This window comes from candidate division WWE3 bacterium (assembly GCA_026396615.1).
GTDB lineage: Bacteria > Patescibacteriota > WWE3 > JAPLWK01 > JAPLWK01 > JAPLWK01.
In genome coordinates this window covers 1-22,238 of the sequence record JAPLWK010000011.1, presented here as the reverse complement: position 1 = coordinate 22,238, position 22,238 = coordinate 1, and the positions used below count along the sequence as shown (strand labels likewise).

Annotated in this window: 22 protein-coding genes, 1 tRNA gene and 1 other RNA gene; 14 read left to right on the top strand and 10 right to left on the bottom strand. The window is 43.3% G+C overall.

What is annotated here, in order from left to right; translation table 11 throughout:
• Nucleotides 1-25 precede the first annotated feature (25 nt).
• Nucleotides 26-300: RNase P RNA component class A (gene rnpB, locus NT141_04160), an RNA gene on the top strand.
• Nucleotides 301-363: 63 nt separating this feature from the next.
• Here the strand turns inward: rnpB and NT141_04155 are convergent.
• From NT141_04155 to NT141_04145, 3 genes are all read right to left on the bottom strand, one after another.
• Complete coding sequence (locus tag NT141_04155; GenBank protein ID MCX6784223.1) at nt 364-924, bottom strand: hypothetical protein; 561 nt, start codon at nt 922-924, stop codon at nt 364-366.
• A 184-nt stretch (nt 925-1,108) separates the two neighbouring features.
• Nucleotides 1,109-2,638 (bottom strand): YifB family Mg chelatase-like AAA ATPase, encoded by a 1,530-nt coding sequence (locus tag NT141_04150; protein MCX6784222.1) that lies wholly within the window; start codon nt 2,636-2,638, stop codon nt 1,109-1,111.
• Nucleotides 2,639-2,826: 188 nt separating this feature from the next.
• Complete coding sequence (locus NT141_04145; GenBank protein MCX6784221.1) at nt 2,827-3,147, bottom strand: hypothetical protein; 321 nt, start codon at nt 3,145-3,147, stop codon at nt 2,827-2,829.
• A 101-nt stretch (nt 3,148-3,248) separates the two neighbouring features.
• Here NT141_04145 and NT141_04140 point away from each other — a divergent pair, with 101 nt between their 5' ends.
• Genes NT141_04140 through recJ form a run of 5 tightly spaced genes read left to right on the top strand, consistent with a single transcriptional unit; the run spans nt 3,249 to nt 7,911 of the window.
• The gene (locus NT141_04140) at nt 3,249-3,446 is read left to right on the top strand and encodes a hypothetical protein (protein ID MCX6784220.1); all 198 of its coding nucleotides are present in this window, start codon (nt 3,249-3,251) and stop codon (nt 3,444-3,446) included.
• Nucleotides 3,447-3,448: 2 nt separating this feature from the next.
• Nucleotides 3,449-4,033: a hypothetical protein gene (locus NT141_04135; GenBank protein MCX6784219.1), complete on the top strand. Its 585-nt coding sequence runs from the start codon at nt 3,449-3,451 to the stop codon at nt 4,031-4,033.
• Nucleotides 4,034-4,042: 9 nt separating this feature from the next.
• On the top strand, nt 4,043-5,362 hold the full coding sequence (gene secD, locus NT141_04130; protein ID MCX6784218.1) for a protein translocase subunit SecD: 1,320 nt from the start codon (nt 4,043-4,045) through the stop codon (nt 5,360-5,362).
• A gap of 4 nt (nt 5,363-5,366) precedes the next feature.
• Nucleotides 5,367-6,257 (top strand): protein translocase subunit SecF, encoded by an 891-nt coding sequence (secF, locus tag NT141_04125; protein ID MCX6784217.1) that lies wholly within the window; start codon nt 5,367-5,369, stop codon nt 6,255-6,257.
• Nucleotides 6,217-7,911, top strand: coding sequence for a single-stranded-DNA-specific exonuclease RecJ (gene recJ / locus NT141_04120; GenBank protein ID MCX6784216.1), 1,695 nt, complete (start codon nt 6,217-6,219; stop codon nt 7,909-7,911). Before secF ends, recJ begins: the two co-directional genes overlap by 41 nt.
• 32 nt (nt 7,912-7,943) lie before the next feature.
• Here recJ and NT141_04115 read toward each other — a convergent pair whose 3' ends face one another.
• From NT141_04115 to NT141_04105, 3 genes are all read right to left on the bottom strand, one after another.
• Nucleotides 7,944-8,327: a hypothetical protein gene (locus NT141_04115; protein ID MCX6784215.1), complete on the bottom strand. Its 384-nt coding sequence runs from the start codon at nt 8,325-8,327 to the stop codon at nt 7,944-7,946.
• 251 nt (nt 8,328-8,578) lie between these two features.
• Nucleotides 8,579-10,252, bottom strand: a complete 1,674-nt coding sequence (gene argS, locus NT141_04110) for an arginine--tRNA ligase (GenBank protein ID MCX6784214.1) — start codon at nt 10,250-10,252, stop codon at nt 8,579-8,581.
• Nucleotides 10,253-10,399: 147 nt separating this feature from the next.
• Nucleotides 10,400-10,963 carry a DUF3800 domain-containing protein gene (locus NT141_04105; protein MCX6784213.1) on the bottom strand — a complete coding sequence of 188 codons (564 nt, stop codon included), beginning with the start codon at nt 10,961-10,963 and terminating at the stop codon, nt 10,400-10,402.
• Nucleotides 10,964-11,009: 46 nt separating this feature from the next.
• Between NT141_04105 and NT141_04100 the strand changes: the two genes are divergently transcribed.
• Both NT141_04100 and NT141_04095 read left to right on the top strand, forming a co-directional pair.
• Nucleotides 11,010-12,419 carry an OB-fold nucleic acid binding domain-containing protein gene (locus NT141_04100; GenBank protein ID MCX6784212.1) on the top strand — a complete coding sequence of 470 codons (1,410 nt, stop codon included), beginning with the start codon at nt 11,010-11,012 and terminating at the stop codon, nt 12,417-12,419.
• Between the two features lie 9 nt (nt 12,420-12,428).
• Nucleotides 12,429-13,406, top strand: coding sequence for a serine hydrolase (locus NT141_04095; GenBank protein MCX6784211.1), 978 nt, complete (start codon nt 12,429-12,431; stop codon nt 13,404-13,406).
• Here NT141_04095 and NT141_04090 read toward each other — a convergent pair.
• Nucleotides 13,403-14,074: a hypothetical protein gene (locus tag NT141_04090; GenBank protein ID MCX6784210.1), complete on the bottom strand. Its 672-nt coding sequence runs from the start codon at nt 14,072-14,074 to the stop codon at nt 13,403-13,405. The genes NT141_04095 and NT141_04090 overlap by 4 nt on opposite strands.
• 4 nt (nt 14,075-14,078) lie before the next feature.
• On the opposite strand from NT141_04090, the gene NT141_04085 reads away from it, so the two are divergent.
• The 3 genes from NT141_04085 to NT141_04075 all read left to right on the top strand — a co-directional run bounded on the left by NT141_04085 (nt 14,079) and on the right by NT141_04075 (nt 17,988).
• On the top strand, nt 14,079-14,231 hold the full coding sequence (locus NT141_04085) for a Trp family transcriptional regulator (protein ID MCX6784209.1): 153 nt from the start codon (nt 14,079-14,081) through the stop codon (nt 14,229-14,231).
• Between the two features lie 38 nt (nt 14,232-14,269).
• Nucleotides 14,270-14,938 carry a hypothetical protein gene (locus tag NT141_04080; GenBank protein ID MCX6784208.1) on the top strand — a complete coding sequence of 223 codons (669 nt, stop codon included), beginning with the start codon at nt 14,270-14,272 and terminating at the stop codon, nt 14,936-14,938.
• A gap of 221 nt (nt 14,939-15,159) precedes the next feature.
• Nucleotides 15,160-17,988, top strand: a complete 2,829-nt coding sequence (locus NT141_04075) for a hypothetical protein (protein ID MCX6784207.1) — start codon at nt 15,160-15,162, stop codon at nt 17,986-17,988.
• A 226-nt stretch (nt 17,989-18,214) separates the two neighbouring features.
• Here the strand turns inward: NT141_04075 and NT141_04070 are convergent.
• Nucleotides 18,215-18,289: transfer RNA gene (locus NT141_04070), tRNA-Cys, on the bottom strand.
• Between the two features lie 22 nt (nt 18,290-18,311).
• On the opposite strand from NT141_04070, the gene NT141_04065 reads away from it, so the two are divergent.
• On the top strand, nt 18,312-19,430 hold the full coding sequence (locus NT141_04065) for a PEGA domain-containing protein (protein MCX6784206.1): 1,119 nt from the start codon (nt 18,312-18,314) through the stop codon (nt 19,428-19,430).
• Here the strand turns inward: NT141_04065 and NT141_04060 are convergent.
• Together NT141_04060 and NT141_04055 are read right to left on the bottom strand one after the other, a co-directional pair.
• On the bottom strand, nt 19,411-19,971 hold the full coding sequence (locus NT141_04060; protein ID MCX6784205.1) for a hypothetical protein: 561 nt from the start codon (nt 19,969-19,971) through the stop codon (nt 19,411-19,413). The genes NT141_04065 and NT141_04060 overlap by 20 nt on opposite strands.
• Entirely contained in the window at nt 19,955-21,274 is a 1,320-nt protein-coding gene (locus NT141_04055) for an O-antigen ligase family protein (protein MCX6784204.1), read from the bottom strand. Before NT141_04055 ends, NT141_04060 begins: the two co-directional genes overlap by 17 nt.
• Before the next feature lie 23 nt (nt 21,275-21,297).
• Here NT141_04055 and NT141_04050 point away from each other — a divergent pair, with 23 nt between their 5' ends.
• Entirely contained in the window at nt 21,298-21,828 is a 531-nt protein-coding gene (locus NT141_04050; protein ID MCX6784203.1) for a hypothetical protein, read from the top strand.
• Nucleotides 21,821-22,238, top strand: a 418-nt coding sequence (locus NT141_04045) for a hypothetical protein (GenBank protein MCX6784202.1), incomplete at its 3' end; no start/stop codon positions are given. The genes NT141_04050 and NT141_04045, both read left to right, overlap by 8 nt.

The window sequence follows — 22,238 nt, the reverse complement described above, 5'->3', positions numbered from 1 at the left end:
ATGAATAATGCGTTATAATACAGGCGCCGGGAGCCGGGCAGTGACTCTTTTTGGTGTAATGCCAGAAGGGGAGGAAAGTCCAGACCACACAAAGAATGGCACTTTCTTAATTGAGGGTAGCCGTAAGGTTACAGCTAGAGCCACAGAGACGAGTTCGCCCAAAGGGCGAGGTGAAACGCGGTAATCCTTGCCAGTGGCAACCCACGACCCAACCGTTACAGCTATCTTTGGCGAGGTTGGAAGATGGGGCATAGATAGATGCTGCTTAAACAGAATCTGGCTTACGAGCTCCCGGCAATAAACAACTCGTCATTCCGGGCCTGACCCCGGAATCCAGTAAACGATCTCAACAAGCGTAGGAGCTCAGCCTGCTGAGCCCGCAACTGCTTCGGATTCTTGAATAATTTCTTTAATTTCTTGTTTGTCTAGTTCAAGAACGTCTTCTCCTCGTTCGACTTGCTTCAAAAAACGTTCAGTTAACGCCCTTTGGATATTAAGTAGCTGCTCAGAATTACTTTGTAGAACCTTACTAGCGGCAATAACTAGTGCGACCTTCTGCTCTTGGGTTGTGTATCCTAAATCATCCAGTCTTCTTGAATCCGTGACGAAACCAGACGACCTAGCAGATTTTTTCACTGTTTCGTCATCCAAAAGACGCATCTCGCTAGCAAAACCAGCGGCATACGCAATTGCGCGATCTTTCTTTGAGGCGTGAGTTAAGTCGTCCCAGACAACACTACCACCATTATGAAGGCTAAGATTCACTTTCATTATCGGGATTTTCTCTTTAGCGGAGATTAGAATATGCCCAGCTTCGTGTGCTGTAAGATTTGTAAGCTCTCTCTCTCTCTCTTTCTCTCTCTCTAGTTGTTCCGATTTTTCTCTGGAAACCACTCCATTTTTTTCATTGCTGTTTACTGTCATATAACTTATATGCTAACACAATCGTAACTGGCCTATGCTTTATTTTCTATTTGCCGAGGACGGGGCATGCCCCGTCCCTACATGTTTGGAAGGAGGTCACAAAAAGCACGGCGTAGGGGCGAATCATGATTCGCCCTCACATTCGATTGACGCGCGTCATAAATGCCACCACTACAGCGTGTGGTTACGTCTGAGTTCTGTATTGCAAAGCTTCCGCAATCATTGGGGTTTCAATCGTGTCGCTGCCGGCGAGATCGGCTATTGTGCGGGCAACTTTGAGGATGCGAAAATAGCCGCGGGCGGAGAGGCCCATATTGGCGACGGCGGTCTTGAGCAGATTTTGAGAGTCGTTACTAATTTCACAAAACTCTTTAATATGGCGGGTCGACATTTCTGCATTACAGGTTAGCCCAGCGTCTTTTAAACGTTTCTCTTGTCGGTCCCTGGCTGCTTGGACTCGTGACCTTACTGCTGTACTATCCTCAGCGGCCACGATATTATTTCCCACTAATTTATCGATTTCCACGGCCGGCACTTCTAAATGAATATCAATGCGGTCCAAAATAGGGCCGGAAATGCGCTTTTTATAATTTTCTATTTGATGCGCGTTACAAATACATTTGCGATTAGAACTTCCAAGATTGCCGCAAGGGCAGGGGTTGCTGGCGACTATTAAGATAAATTTGGAAGGGAAGACCATGGTCCCCGCCGCCCTGGAAACCGAAACAAAACCGTCCTCTAAAGGCTGTCTTAATGCTTCCAGCGTCGCACGATCTAATTCCGGAAACTCATCGAGAAATAAAACACCGCGATGAGCTAGGGAAATCTCGCCAGGGGTGGGGTGGGAGCCGCCGCCAACAAGGCCAATTCTGGATGTCGTGTGGTGGGGGCTGCGAAATGGCCGGGTTTTCATAAACGACTCTTCAGCCGGCAAATTCCCAGTTACCGAATAAATCTTCGTGACCTCAAAGGCTTCTTTAGGTGTCAACTTCGGAAGAATTGAGGGAAGAGCGCGGGCGAGCATCGTTTTGCCACTGCCGGGAGGCCCCTTCATAGCCACATTGTGGCCACCGGCCGCAGCGATTTCGAGCGCTCTTTTAGCCTGTTCTTGGCCGCGAACTTCCTTAAAATCAAGTGGGTACGTAATTTCAGCGTTGATCAGTTCGTTAAAATCATGCGTGGGAGTGGCTATTAGGTTGTTATCACCGGCGAGATGCTTGACGAGGTCACTAAGCTTTAAAACACCGAAGGGTTTAATGCCACTGATGAAAGAGGCTTCTAACGCATTCGTTTCCGGTAAGTATAAATTGGGAATGTTTAATTTTTCGCAAAGTGTTCCCAGTGTAATTGCTCCTGGGGTATGTCGTAACGAACCGTCAAGTGATAACTCACCAAAAAATAAGGCGTCCTTGACTTCAATTTCGAGAGCGCCGGAAGCAATTAAGATTCCAATGGCGATGGGCAGGTCAAACGAGGCGCCACGTTTGGGTAGGTCAGCGGGCGTTAGATTTACTGTTACTCGGTGCCTGGGAAATTCCAAACCGGAACTTTTTATAGCACTGCGGACCCGTTCGCGAGATTCTTCAACGGCTTTGTCGGCCATGCCGACGATTGTAAATGCCGGAAAGCCGACTTCTTCGATACTGACTTCAATGTTGATCGGTGTGCTCTCAAGACCAACTGTAGTTCCGGAAAGCACTTTTGCTAGGGCCATCTATATAAGTATGGAACATGAAATAGAAAGTAGCAAGGGTCAACCAATCCGTCATTCTGAACTTGATTCAGAATCCAGTAACAGATTTAAATTTTTAATTTTTAAACCGATTTTGATCAAAAATTGGTAATTAGAATTCATTTTGGGGTGACTGGATTCCGGGTCAAGCCCGGAATGACAAGTTGATGTTAAATATTTATTGAGCTTATTAATTGGTGGATAAAGGGAGTTTTAGGTTCAAAGATAGAGAGCGCAATGACGGCGATGGTCGCTAGGCTTGTTAAAATCATCGTGCGAGTAAGATCACTGCGTAAATATTTAAAGTCTAAGACTAAAGTGTCATTTCGAAGATCGGACTTCAGCTCTTTGGATACTTGACCAGTTTTAGAAATAGAGGACGAAAAAGTATTGTTTGAGTTTGGTCGCACGGAGCTGCGGAGAGCGTTAATTTCGGCCCGCAAGATTTCATTTTCTCTTTTTAATTTACCGGCATCTGTCTTTTGAGGCATAACTTATTCTACCACATCATTAATGAAGACAATCGGTACTCTAAAACTCTCTTATAACTTTACCTAGTGACAAAACTAATATTAACGAGTAAATTACAAGTGTGAGTGATTCCTTAGATCCAAAAACGAAAGTGACCTCAATTTTCTTTGAAGAGGAAACGCCGCCGGTTTATAAACGACTCTGGTTTTGGCTAGTAGTTGTAGCTTTAATCGTAATAGTTGTTGGTGGCTATTTTATTTATCAAAGTGGGGCTTTAAGTGTAGCGCCTAAAGATATTATTAGTCCTCTCGCAAGTTAATTATGTTGGAAGTTTTTATTACCTCTAAAATTCGGCGAGAAATATTGGCTAAATTTTTATTAACTCCCAAGGCTTCCTTTCACATTCGAGATTTAGGCCGTATGGTGGGGACCGAAATCAACGCCGTCCGTCGAGAATTAATGCACTTATCCGATGCCGGAATGCTTAAAAAAAGGCACAGTGGTAATCGACTTTATTACGAAACTAACCCCGGTTTTTATTATTTAAATCCGTTAATTAAACTTTTTTCTTGTGAATATGGCTTGGGCGGAGAAATTCTTAAAAATCGAGAAAGTTTAGGAAATATTAAATTCGCGATGTTATCACTGGAATTTATAAAGGGTAGAGCATCTTCGCGTAATCAAGTTGATTTAATGGTAGTGGGCAATTTAAACCAGCAAGCCCTGGAATCACTGGTTAAAAAAGAGGAGGCTTTTTTGGGTAAAGAAATTAATTTTATGGCTCTTTCTGAGGATGAATTTGGCTTTCAAAAAACTCGTCACGACCCTCTTTTAGTAGGGGCGCTTGGACAAGCCCGTGTGATATTATGTGGAGACGAAGAAAAATATTGCAGTTTCTTCAAGTGATTCTCAAATATGAAATTTAGAATGAGTCGTTATTCTTGGACCTTGCTTTTTATTGTCGCGACAAGCGCGGCAGCGCTGCTCGTGGATCTTCCCAAAATTCCACTTAAGTTCGCTTACGGTCCTATAAATATAAACACGTCAATTGGTGGCTACGCTATAAACTTGCCAGGCTTCATCCGCGATTTAAAAATTAAAAAAGGTTTGGATTTGTCGGGAGGTGTCCAAATCGTTTACAAGGCGGATATGACTGGTATTACGCAATCAGATCAAGCAACGGCTCTGGATGCCGTCAAAGCTGTTATCGATAGGCGGGTTAACTTCTTCGGAGTTTCTGAACCGTTAGTTCAGACTTCACACGTTGGGTCAGAGTCACGGATCACTGTAGAACTACCGGGACTTTCTAATGTTGATGAAGCCCTTAAGTTAATAGGGAAGACGGCTGTATTGGATTTTAGAGAGCTACAAGGCGCTTCGGAGTCGGCCCAAATGGTGCCAACGGGCTTAACTGGCAAAGAACTTAAATCAGCGGCTCTAGCATTCGCGCCGGATACCAATGAACCGGAAGTCTCAATAGTTTTTACTGATACCGGTGCCACCAAATTTCAAGAAATTACTAAAAGAAATGTTGGGAAGCCGCTAGCGATTTATCTAGATGATCAGCTCGTTAGCGCCCCCAATGTGAATCAGGAAATCAGCGGTGGGCAAGCAGTTATTAACGGCAAGTTCACAGTCGATCAAGCTAAAAGCTTAGCAATTCAACTCTCAGCCGGGGCTTTGCCGGTACCGATTTCTTTGATTTCCCAGAAGCAGGTCTCTGCAACCTTGGGCACGGACTCCGTCCAAAAAAGCATTTTCGCCGGTCTTGTTGGTTTGCTCATCGTTGGCATTTTCATGATAGGGAACTATGGGAAATTAGGAATATTGGCGGATGTAGCTTTGATTATTTATGGTGTCATTTCGCTCGCCGTCTACAAATTAGTTCCTGTGACTTTAACTCTGGCCGGTGTCGCCGGTTTTCTACTATCAATTGGGATGGCGGTTGACGCCAACATTTTAATCTTCGAACGCATTAAAGAGGAACGACGGATGGGTCGCCCTCGTATTTTATCCCTGGAACTTGGTTTTAAGCGGGCTTGGGAAAGTATTCGCGATGCTAACGTTTGTACTTTGATCACTTGTTTTGTGCTTTTTAATCCTTTTAACTGGTCTTTCTTAAACGTCTCCGGTCTCGTTCGTGGTTTCGCATTAACGTTAGCCTTGGGAATTGCGATATCATTGTTTACCGGAATTGTGGTGACACGGACTTTAGTGCGATTATTTTATCGATAGATTTATGATTAACTTTCTTAAATATAAATATTTATATTTTATTATCTCTGGAATTGTCATCGTGCCCGGTCTTATCTCATTGGTGCTTTGGGGACTCAAGCCGGCGATTGATTTTACCGGCGGCACGGTCTGGGAATTAAAGTTTTCTAAAACTGTCGCTTCTACTGAAGTCAAGAAATACTTTGACGATAGTAAGACTGGGGAATTAGTGTCTTTGACGGTCGTCAAGCCTGATGACTTGTCACTTAAGCTCAAGCCACTAACCGAAGAACGAAAGACGTCGATTACCAAAGAGCTGACGGCGAAATTCGGAGCGGTCACCGACGTTAGCTTTGAAACCATCGGCCCACTCCTTGGTCAAGAGCTAATCACCAAGACCGCAGCCGCTATAATTCTCGCGGCCTTCCTGATCATGGCTTACATTGTTTACCGTTTCCATGATCGGCTCTTTGGGGTGGCGGCGATCGCAGCCATGTTGCACGATACCCTAGTCATCCTAGGAGTATTTTCCATACTTGGCCATTTCTTCGGGATTCAAGTCGATACTCTTTATGTCACGGCAGTCCTCACTATTTTGTCGTTCTCAACGCATGACACGGTGGTTGTTTACGACCGAATTCGGGAACTGACTCGGGTGATGCCTGGGAAATCTTTACCAGAACTTGTTAACACTGCGCTTAACGAAACTTCGGTACGATCACTCAACAATTCTTTAACTATTATCTTCATGCTTCTGGCGCTCGTCATTCTTGGGGGAGACACGATTCGGGTTTTTGCGATTGCACTTTTAGTTGGCACTATTTCCGGGACCTACTCATCCATGTTTACCGCTTCTCCGATTTTAGTAATTTGGCATGAAATCCTTACCCGCCAAAAATTGGCGCGTTCTAAATAGTTGCTCTTCATCAAGCTTAGCTGACATCAAAGAGGCCCTGCTTAAAAATCGGGGTCTCGACGACCTAAGGATTTCCACGGATTTTTTTGCGGATTTAACGGATGTGGAGTTGGATGTTTTATCTGTTCTGTCGCCCAATGATCTTTCAGCCGCATTAGCTCTTATCAAAGAAGCAATTTCTAGTAATCTGCCAATAATTATTCACGGTGACTATGATGTTGACGGGATTAGTGCGACGGCGATTTTATGGGAGACGATTTATCGTGGCTTGCGATATAAAAACTGCCGGCCGTATATACCGAATCGGTTTGAAGACGGATACGGTCTTAGTAGTAGTTCTGTTGTGGCGTGTGGTAAATTAGCCGAAAGTTTAGGGGGAACCCTTCGACAGGCTCAAGGTAAATTAGGTTTGCTAATCACGGTTGATTGCGGTATTACCGCAGTAAAATCAGTGGAAGAAGCCACAGAGCTTGGGTTCAAAGTTTTAGTAATAGATCATCACCAAAAACCGGAAAATGAGTTGCCGGAGTGCCAATTTTTATGGTCGGAAAAGCTGTGCGCTGGAGGGCTCGCTTACTTTTTAGCTCAAGCATTGTTGCCCGGGTCAACGGGGCTTGATTTGGCCACGTTAGCGACGATTGCTGATTTGCAGCCTTTGACTGGTCTAAACCGATCGCTCGTCAAAAAAGGCCTAGTGATGCTAAATAAGTCTTCTAGAATAGGCCTGCAAGCGCTTCGGGAGGTCGCAGGGCTTCGAGGTAAAAACTTGGGTGTTTATGAGGTTGGGTGGGCCCTGGGGCCCCGCCTAAACGCTTCAGGTCGACTAGAGACAGCTTTGGACAGCCTGCGGTTACTTTGTACTACTAATGAAACTGAAGCTCATGACCTGGCTTTGAAGTTGTCAGAAGTGAATAATTTGAGGCAGGCCAAAACGGCCGAAATGCTATCGCACGCCGAAAATTTGCTGGTCGAAAAAGCTGATTCTGCGGTCATCGTCGCTGGTGATTCGAGTTATCACGAAGGAGTTATTGGGCTGGTGGCTGGAAAGCTCTGCCAAAAATATCATCGTCCAACGGTCGTCGTTTCGATTGGTGAAGAGTTTTCTAAAGGTTCCGCTCGGTCTATCACTGGCTTTAATATTGTCGAAGCTTTACGCAGCGCCTCACACTTGTTAGAAAACGTTGGGGGACATCCCGCCGCGGCCGGTTTTACTATAAAAACTAGCAACCTGCCGGAGTTTGAGCAGGCGTTGCAGGCTTATTCGAAAGAGATTTTAACCGAAGAATTATTAACCCCTGATTTAAAGGTCGACTTGTGTCTGCCTTTGGACGTTGTTGCCTGGGAACTTTATGACCTTGTCAGCCAGTTCGAACCTTTTGGACTTGGTAATCCTGAACCAGTCTTCTGCTCTAATGGCGTCACCGTTGTCGACGTCCGAAGAATGGGTTCAACTAACAAACATCTGAGCCTTATGCTGCGGTCAAATAACTCTTCATTTCGAGCTGTCGGTTTTGGAATGGGGGAGACGGAGGCTGAGCTTAAGCCTGGAGCCAAAGTCGACGTCGCTTACACGCTGTCGAAGAACGAATGGCAGGGGAGAAGGTCGCTCGAGTTGATTGTTAAGGATATTAAAAACGTGGCGATCCATCTGTAGTGGCGACATTTATGGCGCACACCAGTGTGACTTCAGGAGATTAATGGGATTGCGCTGGTTGGAACTTTTCTGACCTTTATTGTTTTCCGCCCCAAAATATAAGCCTTAACTAAACGATGTAGACCATCTAGCAACAGCCACCTTCCTTTCCACAGCATTATGTCTAATGGATATTTAAGATCTGAGTTCATGGTTCTTTCGTATTCTTTTTCGTACAGGATTTTATTGTTAATAACATCTCTAGGTTTTAAATCGTAATAACCACCCGGCATAAACCAAAATGGGACATCAAAATGCCACTCTAATTCTGAGATTGGTATTTCCTCAATTGGTAAGTCCAGGGCCCAGACTTTACTTTCTTCCCAATGAAAATCAAAACCAACTTGCTTAATTATTTCTGGTGGTTCCCTGTGCATAACTACAAAGATTATATCATTTGCTCGTTATCACCGAGGACGGGGCATGCCCCGTCCCTACAATGTTGAGGGGGAGGCCTCCTTTAGATCATGTAGGGACGACGCATGCGTCGTCCTCGACCGATTGAGGCGTCACGAAGCTCGAGACACAACCCCAAAGGGGAGCCTTTGGCTCATGTTGCGTCTCTACAATTATTTTTGGATTGGAGTTACTGGATTCCGGGTCAGGCCCGGAATGACTAGTTTGTGTTTCACATATGATCTGGGGCGGAGACGCCGAGGAGGCGCAGGGTTTCCTTGAGGACGGTTTGGGTGGCTTTGACTAAAGCAATTCTGGCTTCGGAAAGGTCTTTGGTTATGTCTGCGTTGCGGGCAGCGAGGACGGGGCTGGTTTCGTAGAATTTGTGAAACAAGTCAGCCAGTGTTAGTGCATAGTTAGTGAGTTGATGAACTCCATAGGTCACTGCGATTTCGGCGATTAATTCCGAAAATTTATTCAGATGTTTTAAAATATTCAGTTCTTCCTGAGTCGTCAGCAACTCCACCTTTGAGGTTTCTACAACAGGAGCATCGGACTTTCCTAAAATACTCATCATCCGGGCGTGGGCATATTGAGCGTAGTAAACCGGATTTTCTCGAGCTTTCTTTTTAACCAGTTCAACATCAAATTCAAGCGGCGTTGATGCATCTCTGGTTAAAAACGTAAACCGTAAAGCATCACTGCCAATTTCGGCCAGAACGTCTTTGGCTAAAACGAAGTTGCCGGCTCGTTTACTCATCCCAATCTTTTCGCCATTTCTAATGAGTGTTACCCATTGATAGAGCAGAACCTCAAGTCTATTCGGGTCAATTCCTAAGGCCTCCATGGCAGCCTTCATGCGAGGAATGTGGCCGTGGTGGTTAGCACCCCACACATTGATGACTTTATCGAAGCCCCGTTCGAATTTGTTTTGGTGATAGCCAATGTCGTTGCTAAAATAATCGTAGTCGCCGCTCGATTTAATAACCACGCACTCGCGGTCTTCAAGAAAGCTGTCGGAGGGGGCGAACCAGGTGGCGCCGTCAGCGACTTTTAGATAACCGCCTTTTTGGAGTTGCTCCAGTGATTTTTTGGTCCAGCCTTTATCAATCGCATCTGACTCTGCTGTTACGTTATCGAAGTGGATATCGGCGGTTCGGCAAAGTTCCAAAGCTTGGTCGCGGAAATAATCTACGGCGTATTTACCAAGCTCGATTGGATCCGTAAGGGTGGTAGGGGTTGTATGGGGGGTAGGCGAGGTATGATTTTCGATGACTTTTTTAGCTAAATCTGTTACATATTCTCCTTTATAACCACCCTCCGGAAATTCGCCGGTGGGTTTTCCTTGGATCTCGTTAATTCGGTAAACAATCGATTCCCCCAATTTTTTGACTTGGTTGCCTAAATCGTTGTGATAATACTCACGCTCAACCTGGTGCCCCGCTTTTTGTAAAACACTAGCGAGACTGTCACCAAGTGGTCCCCCTCGAAAGTTGCCGATGTGAAGCGGTCCGGTCGGGTTGGCAGACACGAATTCTACTTGAATCTTTAAAGGCTTTTCTGGGGTCAACGTTCCGTAGTCGCTGCCGTCCTTGATGACTTGATTAACAACGGCCTGGGTTGTCCCTTTTGCTATTTTGAAATTGAGAAAGCCGGGGGAGGCCGCGGTGACGCTGGCGATTTTGTTGTCTTTAGGAAGTTTAGCGATAATTTCTGTAGCGATTTGCATCGGATTTTTGTGAAGTTCTTTACCAATAATTAAGGGCGCATTGCAAGCGTAGTCGCCAAAGTCAGAATTTGGGGGATAGGTCACGTCAAGCTTTGGTAACACCAGAGTAACGGCGTCGCCATAAAGTGCGTTAACAGCGTCTAGAACGTTTTTAAATATTAAATCTTTTAGGTTCATAAATATTGTATTATTCGCTTTGAATATATTTATATGGTATTATACCCCTATAACAAGTTACCGGTGACAAATCCCCGTGTGGGAAAGTCTCCTGCCAGTTGGTAGGAGTCTAGTCGGACCAACTGGCCTCGCATTTGCGGGGCTTTTTTATTGTCCTGAAAAGATATATTTGGCAAAAATTCTTTTAGATCTTTGTACTTTAAGTATAAGATCTTTAGCATCTTCTGCTTTTGGGTTATCTTCAAAATACCGAATTAGTCCAGCAAGAGCGTCGGCCAACTGAACACCAAAATAGCCAGTCTCACTTCGAACAGTTCGCAACTTTTTGACAGTTATACCCTTGGATCGTAAGACTCTTTTTAATTCGTTTTCATATCGTCGTGGTTTTTTACCATCAATAAATATAAAGTGGATATTTTCCTCGACAATTAAATGTTGAAAAACAATTTCCAGCATCTTTCCAGGATTCGATGGATTTGTAAACACAGCCACTTTAAAAAAGAAATTTAAATTGATAACCCTCTCAATAAACTTTCGTCGAACTTTCCAACCTTGATCTGCCCAGTGAAATTCCTGTATATTCAACTCCTTAAGAATTATTGAAAACTCCTTTTCAAATATTTCTTTGTTTATTACTTCTACATACACCACTGCCATTGTTGAGTGCCCATCTTGTTTATTGGTACCTGATTCATCAATGAAAGCAATCACGTAAATAGTGTACACCAGAACGCCTTTTTGCTATATTACCTATGCTATGGAAAGAACAATGGTTAACGAAACAGAATCGAAAGTTGGTCAAGAAATTAAATTACTCGGTTGGGTAGATTCTAAACGGGATCACGGTAAAATTACTTTTGTTGATTTACGTGATACTACCGGGAAGATTCAGTGTGTTGGGGTTGGTAAAATGTCAGAACTCTCAACGGAATCGGTCGTGGAAATCGTTGGACTAGTCAAATTACGTGGTGAACGGATGATTAATCCCAATATCGCTTTAGGTAAAATTGAACTGGAGGTTACATCTTATCAAATTCTCAACAAAGCCTCTGAACTGCCTATTCCTTTAGACACTGACGGTAGTGAATTGCACGAAGAGGTGCGACTTAAGTATCGTTATTTAGATCTTCGCCGCGAGCGAATGCATAAGATATTAATACTGCGGTCAAACTTAACGCGAGCTTTACGTGACGGTCTTTATGACCATAATTTTGTTGAGGTCGAAACGCCACTGTTGTCATTCCCAACCAAAGAAGGGGCTCGTAATTTTATAGTGCCCTCCCGTGGCAATCCTGGGAAGTTTTATGCACTACCTCAAAGTCCTCAGCAATATAAGCAACTTTTAATGACGGCAGGTGTTGAGCGCTATTTTCAATTTGCTAAGTGTATTCGTGACGAGGATTTACGGGCCGATCGCGGCTACGAATTTACGCAACTAGATTTAGAAATGAGTTTCGTGGCCGAGGAAGACGTTCGTAATACTATCGAGGACATTGTTAAAAAAGCTATCACTTCTGTCGGCGGAAAACTACAAACCGATCCGTTTCCGGTTATTAACTACAGTGACGCGATTGCTAAATACGGAGCCGATAAGTTCGATTTACGAACTGATGAAGAGAAGAAGGATAACGTCTTAGCTTTTGCTTGGGTGGTGCGCTTTCCGTTTTTTAAGAAAGTAAATAAGACGGATAAAGCGGAGGTTGAAGACGGTCAAAGTGGCTGGACTTTTACCCATAACCCTTTTAGCCGCCCCTTGGACGCGCACTTAGATTGGCATATGAACGGCGAACATATCGATGAGATCTTAACGACTCAATATGATTTAGTTTGTAATGGCTACGAGGTTGGTGGCGGAAGTCTTCGCGCCTATAAATCGGAAGTATTGCGGGCGACTTATCACATCATGGGCTACACCGACGAGCAAATAGAGGGTAACGTTGGTCATATGTTAAAAGCTTTTGATTTAGGAACGCCGCCGCATGGTGGTATTGCCTTGGGTCTTGATCGTTTGGTCATGATTTTGGCCGGAGAAACTTCACTTAAAGAAGCCATTGCTTTCCCGATGACTTCAACCGGTAAAACAGCCGTCATGGACGCGCCAACTGAGGTTAGCCCTAAACAACTTAAAGAATTATCTTTGGAAATCACAGAGAATAAAAAGAGCTAGAATTAGATAATGCCAAAAACTCAACTTCCTAAATCCCCAGATTTTTGGTGGCGTTCCTCTTTAACTTTTTGCTTAACTGCGGTTGTAGTTGCTGTTATTATTATTCGTAATACTGGCGGGAATCAAATTACGCAAGGATTGGTCGAAGGCATTCAAAACCAACCGGTAGCGATCCCGTCATTCAAAGAACTAATTCGACCGGTCGAGCCGCGGTTTAAAATTGCGGCTGATTTTAATGCCGCTTCGATTTCGGCTAAGCAAGTCATTGTAGCCGATTTAGCGACTTTAAAAGTTCTATATGGTCGGGAAGCAACCGCCGAAACCGAGCCGGCTTCAACGACTAAAATAGTAACGGCGATGGTGGGACTGCAAACTTATTCTTTAGATCAAAAACTAATCACGCCTAAAAGTTGTGTTGGCTTAAACGGCAATAATTCAGGACTTTATCCCGGCGAAGAAATTTCTTTTAAAGATTTGCTTTATGCGATGCTCCTCGTCTCCGATACTGATGCTACTTGCACTGTTTACTCCAATTATCCAGGCGGTCAACCAGCCTTCGTTGCGGCTATGAATACTTACGTCGAGTCTTTAGGAATTGCTAATGCTCACTTTGAGAATCCGATTGGGTTTGACGATGGTTCTTGGAAAGAAAATAATGCTTCGGCTTGGGATTTAGCCGTTATCGCCAAATCTGCTTTGCAAAATGAAACTTTTAAGACTGTCGTCGGTACCAAAACTTATTTAGTACCCGGTCAAAATTCAAACTTAATGCGGTCACTGGTTAACACCAATGAGCTTTTAGGAGTTTATCCTGGCGTTTTTGGTGTTAAAACTGGCAACACCGATTTAGCCGGTCAATGTCTCGTTACTGCTTACCACCTCCGCGATCGCGATTTTATAGTCGTGGTGCTTGGTAGCAGCGATCGCTTTGGAGATACAAAGAAGATTTTGGAGTGGACGAAGGCCAATGTGAGTTGGGCGAGCTAGCTAAATAGCTTTAGCAGTTCTTCCGCCTCTGCCAACCGCATTTTAAGATTGTGCTCTTTGGATAGAGCTAGGGCCTTGGCGGCTCTAATTTTAGCGTCCTTTTTGTTACCAAGATTATAATCAATAAGAGAAGCGATTATCAGAAGTTTTGTTTTCCAGATCATTTTGTGCGGCATTCGTTCCTTTTCCCAGCCTTCGTCGAGTTCTCTAAAAGCTAGTTCAATCTCATTCTTCGCTTCATTAATTTTTCCCGTACGCATTAAAATAAGAGCTAAACTTCCGCGGGCCTCCGCCCTAGCGGCTGAGTTTGTGTTAATACTATTAACTAGCACCTTAGCAAACTCGTCAGCTTGTTCAAATTCTCCCAGCCAGCGAAGAATTGTTTGGTTGGCTCGATTGGGGAGTGCTTGGTCTACGGACTCTTTTCTGGCGACGGTTAGTGATTCGGCGGCAAACTTTCGGCCTTGAACTAAAAGATCAAAAGCCTGCATTTGGCGAAGATATGCAAGATGGTTTAAACATTCGGTAACATTCTGCCAGTCCTTCTGCTTTTCAAAAAGACTTTTTGCCACAGTAAGAAGTTTTTCTGACTGCTTAAATTCGTAATTCTCACGGGCCTTCCAGCCATCTTCCATTAAAATTTTGGGATCGGGAGATTGGACGTTCACGAGTTTGATTGTAGATGCAGTAGAAAGTGTGGTCAAGGATTTGGCGCAGCATATCAAAATCGCGGCTAAAGTTGGCACGAGTATAGCGACGGTTTCTAAAGTTGGCCAAGTGATTAAATACGGCCAAGGCGTCTTTAAAAAGCAATTGAGGAAGTAGTTGTTGAACTCAACTTAAATATCCACTAGATTATTAGCATGCCCCAAAAGGAATATTTCAGTGTAATTTACGACGGCCCAATATTACAGTCTCATGAGATGGACGTTAGGGATTTAGCTCCGGCTCTTCTGGCTATTAGCGATATGCTCGATGAGGCGAATACCATTGTTTATGGCGACAAGAGTAAAGTTCAGGTTAATGTTAAAGGATCTTTTAAAACAGGATCTTTCGGGATTGAATTTTCAGTAATTCAACAACCGCTACACGATCTAATATCCGCCCTTAACTCTGATAGCGTAAGTGCTGCATGTAATTTATTAGGACTTTTAGGGTTTATTGGTTTACCTGGTTCTGGTCTAATTGGACTTCTTGTTCTATTACGCAATAGGAAAATAAAGAAAATAACTAAAGATAATGGTAAGGCTACAATTTACGTTGATGAAGAAAATATTGTGACAGAAGAAAAAGTCATTGATTTATATGCAAGTGTAAAGATTAGAACATCTCTTCAAAAAGTAATAACAGAACCGTTATCAAAAGAGGGTATAGAAACTTTCGCAACAGAACAGGGTGGGAAGATTAATAGTATCAGTACTGATCAAAAAGATTATTTTAAAACGCCAGATGTTCAGGACGAACCGCTTAAAGACGAAACTAGAACGACATTTCTTTCTTCTATGCGGTTGTTAAAGATAGAAAATTTTTAGATGGTGTTCAGGAAAACAGAGACAGTTTTTCAAAGGACGATATATTCGAAGTTAAATTAAGAGAAAAGCAATGGGTTTCTGATTCTGGAATAAAAACTGAGTACGAAATTGAAGAGGTACTAAACCATCGCTCCGCTGCTAAGCAAATAAAACTTCCTCTTGAGTAGTTAGAAAAACGTTTAACTCTTGTGGCGGTTGGCGTTCCTTTGTATACTTTTGTTGTGCTCAACTCAGAAACTTCGACACCGGAATCAAACATCCCATCAGAGATTCTTCAAGAAACTCAAAGAGTTGAAACAAAATCGGGTCCTGAAACTTTGCCGGAGCTTAGTAGGCCTTTGTTAGTTTTAGTTCAGGAACCACACCCAGCTTTTTTTAAGGAGGGTGACCTCGGTGGTCCTGTTAACATCAGTGAGCCTCAATCTGTAAGTTACCCCGATCGGATGACGCCGCAAGAAGTTGGCCAACTAAATAGTGTTTTTTACGAACCAGCCCTAATTGCACCAAAGCCTATTGATGAAGCAGTGCTAAGTAGACTAAGGGAAGAAAAGAAATTAGATGTTGATCTGGTTAGACTTTTTGGGCCATACTATATTTACAAGATTGAATCCACTGGTCCTAAAAAGTTTTTAGCATTCGGAAATCGGAAGGATGCTTCGATTCGAATGGCTGGAATGCTCGAAGATTCAGGTCTTGATTATTTAACCCCGGAACTGGATCAAAAACCACCAGAGATCGAGGCGCCAATAAATCGAGATGTTTTCCGAGGTTTGAATCGTACTGAGAGACAAGAAATTCGAGGATTATTCGAAGAACTACTAACTACCAATGTAACCGAGCGATTAAAGGCCGTTGAAAGTGTTAAGGATTATCCTCAGGCGATGCAGGATGGTTTTAGTGCTGTTAGTCAAACAGTCTTTGATATGACAGGTGAGAAAAGAGGGACTGATCCGCGTTGGATTTTTTGCGAGAAGTACATAAATCCTTTGGTGCAATACTTAGACTATAGTTTGCATGTAGTTCATCAGGATGTTGCAAATCAAGGGACTGCCGAAAACCCGAACGCGGAGGCATTACTTGCGGCGGCGATTAATTACGATTTTGTACTGTATCAGATAAATGAGCAGTCGGTGCTTATCGAAGGTGAGCAAAAAGTTCCGCATCATAAGGGAGTGTTAATTCCGATGGAGAAATTAGAAGCTGATCAGGTAAATACTCTGGCTTCTGGGGCTACAACATTATTTATAACTGGTGAAAAATTGGTTATCACTTCACCTAAAGGTACTTTTGAGTTTCCTTTGCCGGAAAAAACTGATACCGGTGAAGTTGGTTTTAAGGGAGGTTTGGCAAGAGTCGTAACTAAAATAGCATTAGGTTTACCAGTAGAAGATGAGCTGCCGGTGAGCGATGTGGATTTAGTAGTTTTTGGGCCGCGCGAAAGAAATACCATCGAGACCCAAGTGTTAAAAGGTAAATACAATGTAGAACCTAAGGATGTAGAGAGAATTTACCAGGGAGGGTCGGATGGGCTCAGAGAATATCTTGGTAATCGTGATCAATCATTTAATGAGGTGCTACTAACGAAAGACGGCTTAGTACTATCCTTTAATGCTCTATCAACGTATTTTCAAAATTCTACCGAGGCTTCCGCAGATCCTTACCAAAATCTTCATGGTCGGCATGTACTTAGTATCGAGCAGGATTATTTAGCTCAAGGTTACGGTGAGGATTTCTTTTATGTGGCTGGGACTCGTTTTCCGGCTCCCAGGGCACTTTCTCGAATGTATAAATCATTAATTGATGGTAAGGCGGACTCAATAACTTTACCTGAGGGCGCCTTAAAAATTGATGTTGGTATTCATTGGTTAGTAATGGCCCGAAAGTTTTTAGATATGCCAGATGAGGCGACTCGGAATGAGCGGCTGGACAGAATGTTAGCTTTAGCTAAGATGGTGCATTCTCCTTATGCTGAAGGACTACAAAACGAAAATGACCCACAGGAATTTATCCAAAAAGTTAAGGCTGAAGCTCCATATGCTAGTGAGTTCGATTTCTCTCAAGAAGAGCTAACTGATAAAGAGACTTTAGATTGGTTGTCTACTAGACTAGTGAGGCAAGTAATAGGTAAGTTGGGAAATTTTGTTGGTAACGATTCCGTAAAAGCTTTTAAAAGAAGACTTTCCCCAGAAGATTACAAGCCAACTTTTTTAGTTTTACCTCACGAAGAGGATTTACCATATGAGCAGACAGGTGTATTTCCGGAGGAGCTAAAATTAAAACCGCAGCCGGAAGACACACATTACACAGAATCCGAAATTCATGAGATGTGGCTCAGTCAAAACATAGGAATGTTGAAAGCTTTTGGGTACGAAAATGGACTTTATGATCAAGAAAAAGATGTCATCAGGCGATATTTGGGAAGACATGTTCCAGTGGCAGAAGATTACGAGGAGGATCCTATTTATATAGTTCCACCAAAGTCTGTACAGCGATTCCAGGCCGCTGCCTCTAGATTAGAGCTGGATGATCCAAGCAGGCCAAGTCGTGGGCTTTATAGAAGTGACTTAAGAGCAGGTTACGCTTTGTTGGTTGAAGATGATCCCAAGTTTAATTTTAAATTGATTTTCGAGGAGATGTTTCACAATACTGGGATGCATGAAATAGAAAACGACGGTAGTCAAATCTTAGCGCGTGGGTTTGAGAACGATCCAAAAGGGTCACTCCAAGGACGGTTTTTAGAGGAAGGCCTAGCGTCAATAACTTACACTAACTACTTGTATTCTACAGGTGAGCTTAAGCCGGAGGATAGACCAACTGAGCACTTAAATTACATAGGGATAGCACTGCGGATGCTAATTGAAAGATTACCAAATCGGGATAAAGCTTTTGATAATCTAATGTATGCCAGAATTGGAAACGAAGCAGCCGAAGATTATGTTCAAATAGTTTTCGATCAGACTTATGGAGAAGGTTTTTACGAACGACTTCTTCAGCTTGATCCTTATAATCCAGAAGAAATAAACCCCATTTACGAACTTATTAATTCATAACATGGAGAAGACGGCGGCCGCGGCGGAATTCACCCCTGCTCCCCCTCTTCCGCCGCCTTAAATATTTTCGAGCGGCGTTGTATATAGACTCCAAAACCTGACTTTTGGGAATTTCTACAAGTTTTTCTGCATAACTTAGGTTTAATGGTTTTAATCCTACGAAGCCCCTTCGGGGCTACGGAGGGCATAAGAAACTCTAACTCACTTCGTTCGTAAGAGTTTCTAATGGAGGCCACGGGCGGAATCGAACCGCCGCATAAGGGTTTTGCAGACCCTTGCCTTACCGCTTGGCGACGTGGCCAGGTTGTACTATAATCTTAGCAATGAATTCCAAGAGCATTATAGCAATTGTTTTTAGTTTATTACTACTGGTGGCGCTGGGGGTCTTTGTTTACATAAAAGTTCTACCGCAAACGATGCTCTTTGCCAGTGGTTCTTTGTCGGTCGCGACCGGTAACACTGTTGCCCAAGTTTATTTAAATGGGAAGCTCCTTGGGGTCACTCCGCTTAAAAAAACCGGAATAACTTCAAAAAAGGCTCAAGTTAGAGTGGCCAGTTCGGAGAACGCTTGGGAAGGGGAGTTAAGTTTTACGCCCGGTACCGAAACCGCCTTAAATTTGGACTTAGGAACAGGCTCCGTATTTTCGGGAGCCGACAATGTGTGGTTGGATAAAGTGAGTGGTGCGGCCGGGTTGTCGATTATTACTGATCCCGGTTCTGTTCTCGTAACTATTGATGGGACCGATGTTGGAAAAACCCCGCTGTCGATTAATATTAAACCGGGAGCGCACATTGTTAAATTGTCGGTCGATAATTACCAAAGTCGGAGCCTAAACCTGGCCGCTCGCGAAAATTATCATTTGGGCGTTTCCAGCCACTTGTTTTTGCTACCTATACCGTCATTAACAGAACTAACCGGCGGTCCGGCCGCTCTAAAAGTCTTTAATTTAAGTGGGTCTAGTCCGCTCCTATCCGCCGATACGCATGCTTGGGCCCAAGCGGTTTCTTACTGGCAGCGAGAGCGGGAAACCAGTCCCTCGGCGATGTTAAATTATTTTGTTGATAGTTCCGGTAACTTATTTGATCGCGAAGGGACGGCTCTAAAAACAGTTTCCACCAGCGTTCCGGCGGCTACTAATGTTGGATATTTAAGTACTCCCACCGAAAAAACTATTTCGGCCTTGGCCCTTAAAGGTTTACAAAAGCTGGCTAGTGGTCCCGCGTCGTCAGAAACTTTAATCAAAATATTGCCGACCGGAGCAACTTACTTACGAGTTCGTAATTCCCCCAGCGGCACTGAAATTGGCAAGGCTACCGTAGGTCAAACTTACCCAAAATTGGCAGAACAAACCGGCTGGGTGCAAATAAAACTTCCTGACGGCACGACCGGCTGGGTTTCAGCTACTTACGTGGCGCCCGTTGTTACAACCCCAACTCAATAATTGGAAACGATATTAAATCATTCTTCAATTCCAAGGTCTTTTTATAATCCTTCGCTGCTTGCGTTTTATCTCCTATTTTAGCTTCTACTGTGGCCAGTTGGTACCAGGCTTCCGGATCGGTTGGCGAAAGTTTTGTTAGGTCCGTCGCAATCTTTTTAGCCTTATCGAAGTAGCTTTTGTTAACCGTCCCCAAATAGTTATAACCGGAAATGGCCGATTTTAAAACCAATGAATTCTGTGAGTTTAAATTAACGGCTGTTTGCATTTCTTGATCGCTTAACGTAACAAGCGCTTGTTTCAAGTCCTGATCAGTTTCATTTTTAGTTAAAATAGCGTAGGCCAGTCCTAAATTACGATGGTACGTTTCCTCACGTGGATTAAGTTTAGTGGCGTCAGTTAAATCTTTAATGCTGCCGTTATTTATACCCTTGGAAAAAGAAACATCCGCTAAAAAGATGTTAAGGACGCTAAAAATAAAGTATAACGTCACCAGCCAAACAGCGATTATACCGGGATATTTTAGTTTAGATAATATTTTCATCTTTTTTTGCCAATAACGCTAAATATAAAGCAAAAATTAAACTAGTCATAACAACCGGCCAGCCGAAGAAGTTAGTAATCAGATTGCCAATTAAGGCCGCACCAATGGCTAGTTTCAGTGTGTCGTTTCTGGTCTTTATAGCAGTTATAATAGCTATAATGTTTATACACAGGTAAGCCAGTAGACCTGCGATTCCCGTATTTAAAAGTAAATCTAAGAAATAGTTATGAGCCTTGTTGTAAAGTAAGCCCCATTCCGAGGTTTGGTTCATAGCTAGTGGTCGATAGGGGAGTAAGGTATAAGCAACGGTTTCCGGGCCGTTACCAATCAAAAAAGTCTTGGGATCTTTTAGGGCGGCTTTAATTACTCCTTGCCAAACTATTAAGCGAATATTGCCGGTATCGCCAACTTGCAGGTCAGTCGTAGCGGCGTAGGCGGCGGTGACGACAGAAACCTTAGATTTGATGGTTTTGAAAGTGTCGCTAATTCGACCAGCTGCAAGGCCTGGTTGTAAAACAACAATTAACAAACAACAAGCAGCTTGAACAGTTAAAAGTTTCCAGTTAGTCACTCGGACTTTGTTGTTCATGAGTAGGATTATAAAGATTACAGAGACGACGAGGGCGACAAGGCCGGACATGGAAAAAGTAAACCAGAGGCTGGCAAAATTTAACATTAAAATTATCGAAAAGATTACTTTGTCACGTCGACTCTTCATTATTAGGCTAAAGTAAAAAGTGACAGGAATAATCAGAACGTTATAGGCGGCCAGCCAGTTTGGTTGGCCAAAGCTGCTAAAAACTCGAGCGGTCACGTCTTGAACCCAGCGGTCTTTTTCCAGGCCAAAATGCTGGGCAATGCCGTAAATGGCGACGAGAACGGATGACATTAAGAGCCACTTTAAAACTTCCAGTAGTTTCGTCTTTTCCCAGGTCAGCAGCACTAAGAAAACACCAAAATATATAAATGTTGATATCAGACCGCCGCTAAAACGGCTGTAGTAACCCCATAAACCAGTGTATTTAAAAGGTGAAAACATCACGCTAATTGCGTTAATAATGACGAATGTGGCGAATAAAATGACAATTTTTCGGTCAACATTGATTTTAGGTAATCGTCCATCAATGATTATCTGCGTCAGTTTGGAAGCGAGTAGTGCGGCGCCGACGAAATAAACAAAAATCATTTTGGGGAATTCGAATAGTTCATAGGTAAAAGTGGTGACTATGAGAGGCGTCACCACAAATAGTAAGGCGACGCAAGCGGTTTCTACTTTCCCAAGTATTGATTTAAGACCCATCATAGTGCTAGTATTTTAACAGAAGTATGCTTAGTAAAACTCTAACCAAATTAGTCGATGAAGCGATTCTGCCGGCCGTGATTTTAGTGGCCGCTAAAGTGCTTGGTGTCATCATCGTCAACTCCGTTCTTAATTTACGTTGGAGTTTAAAAGGAATTAGTCTGGTTTATTACTCCGGGACCGATTATTTAGCCGCCAATTCCTATTCCACTTTAATTATGTTTGGAGCAATTCTTCTGTTTACGCTGTGGGTATTGCTCAAATCTCATCTGTGGCACGATTCCCACGTTAGTCCGGCTACTTCCGCGAAGCTCGTTGACCGCAATTTAATTCACCTCATTCAAAGCAGTTTTGAGCTTTACACGCAAGCTACAGTGTGGCTGTCTTATTCACTTTTAACTACTCTTATCTTGGGAATTATGGCGGTTAGTAGTCTAATTTTTACTTGGATTTTTTATGTTGCCTTAGTTTTAACAGTATTAACTTTGGTGCTACTTCTGTTAGACGTCGAACGTGAGTTATCGATTAAAAAAGAGTCGCAACTTTTCTATGCTTAAACATTTGCCGCACAATTTTGCTTTAATGATCGTCTTCTTAGGCTTACTAGCTTTGCCATTTTTTACTTTTGGCCTGGTTAAGAAAGGCGTCACTTCTACAGCTAGCGTTCTTTCAGCCTCAACTGAATATAATAATCTCTTAAAATACGGTCGAACTATTAACCCGGTGCTACTTCAAGAGGTCCGCGCCATGGCTTTGAATAATCAAGTCGCCAGTTACAGCGATGTCCTTAAAGTTACCAACGAGACTCCTGTTTTCAAAACCTATCGTTTGAGTATCTTAAGTGAATCTTCAGTGGCTACGGCTTCAGCCGGGGTCAAGTCTAACTGGTCCTTTAGTAACGGCCAATCAGTCATCGGTCTCAATCCCAACCAAAGCGCCTCCGTAAATCTCACTGTCACTTCCACGA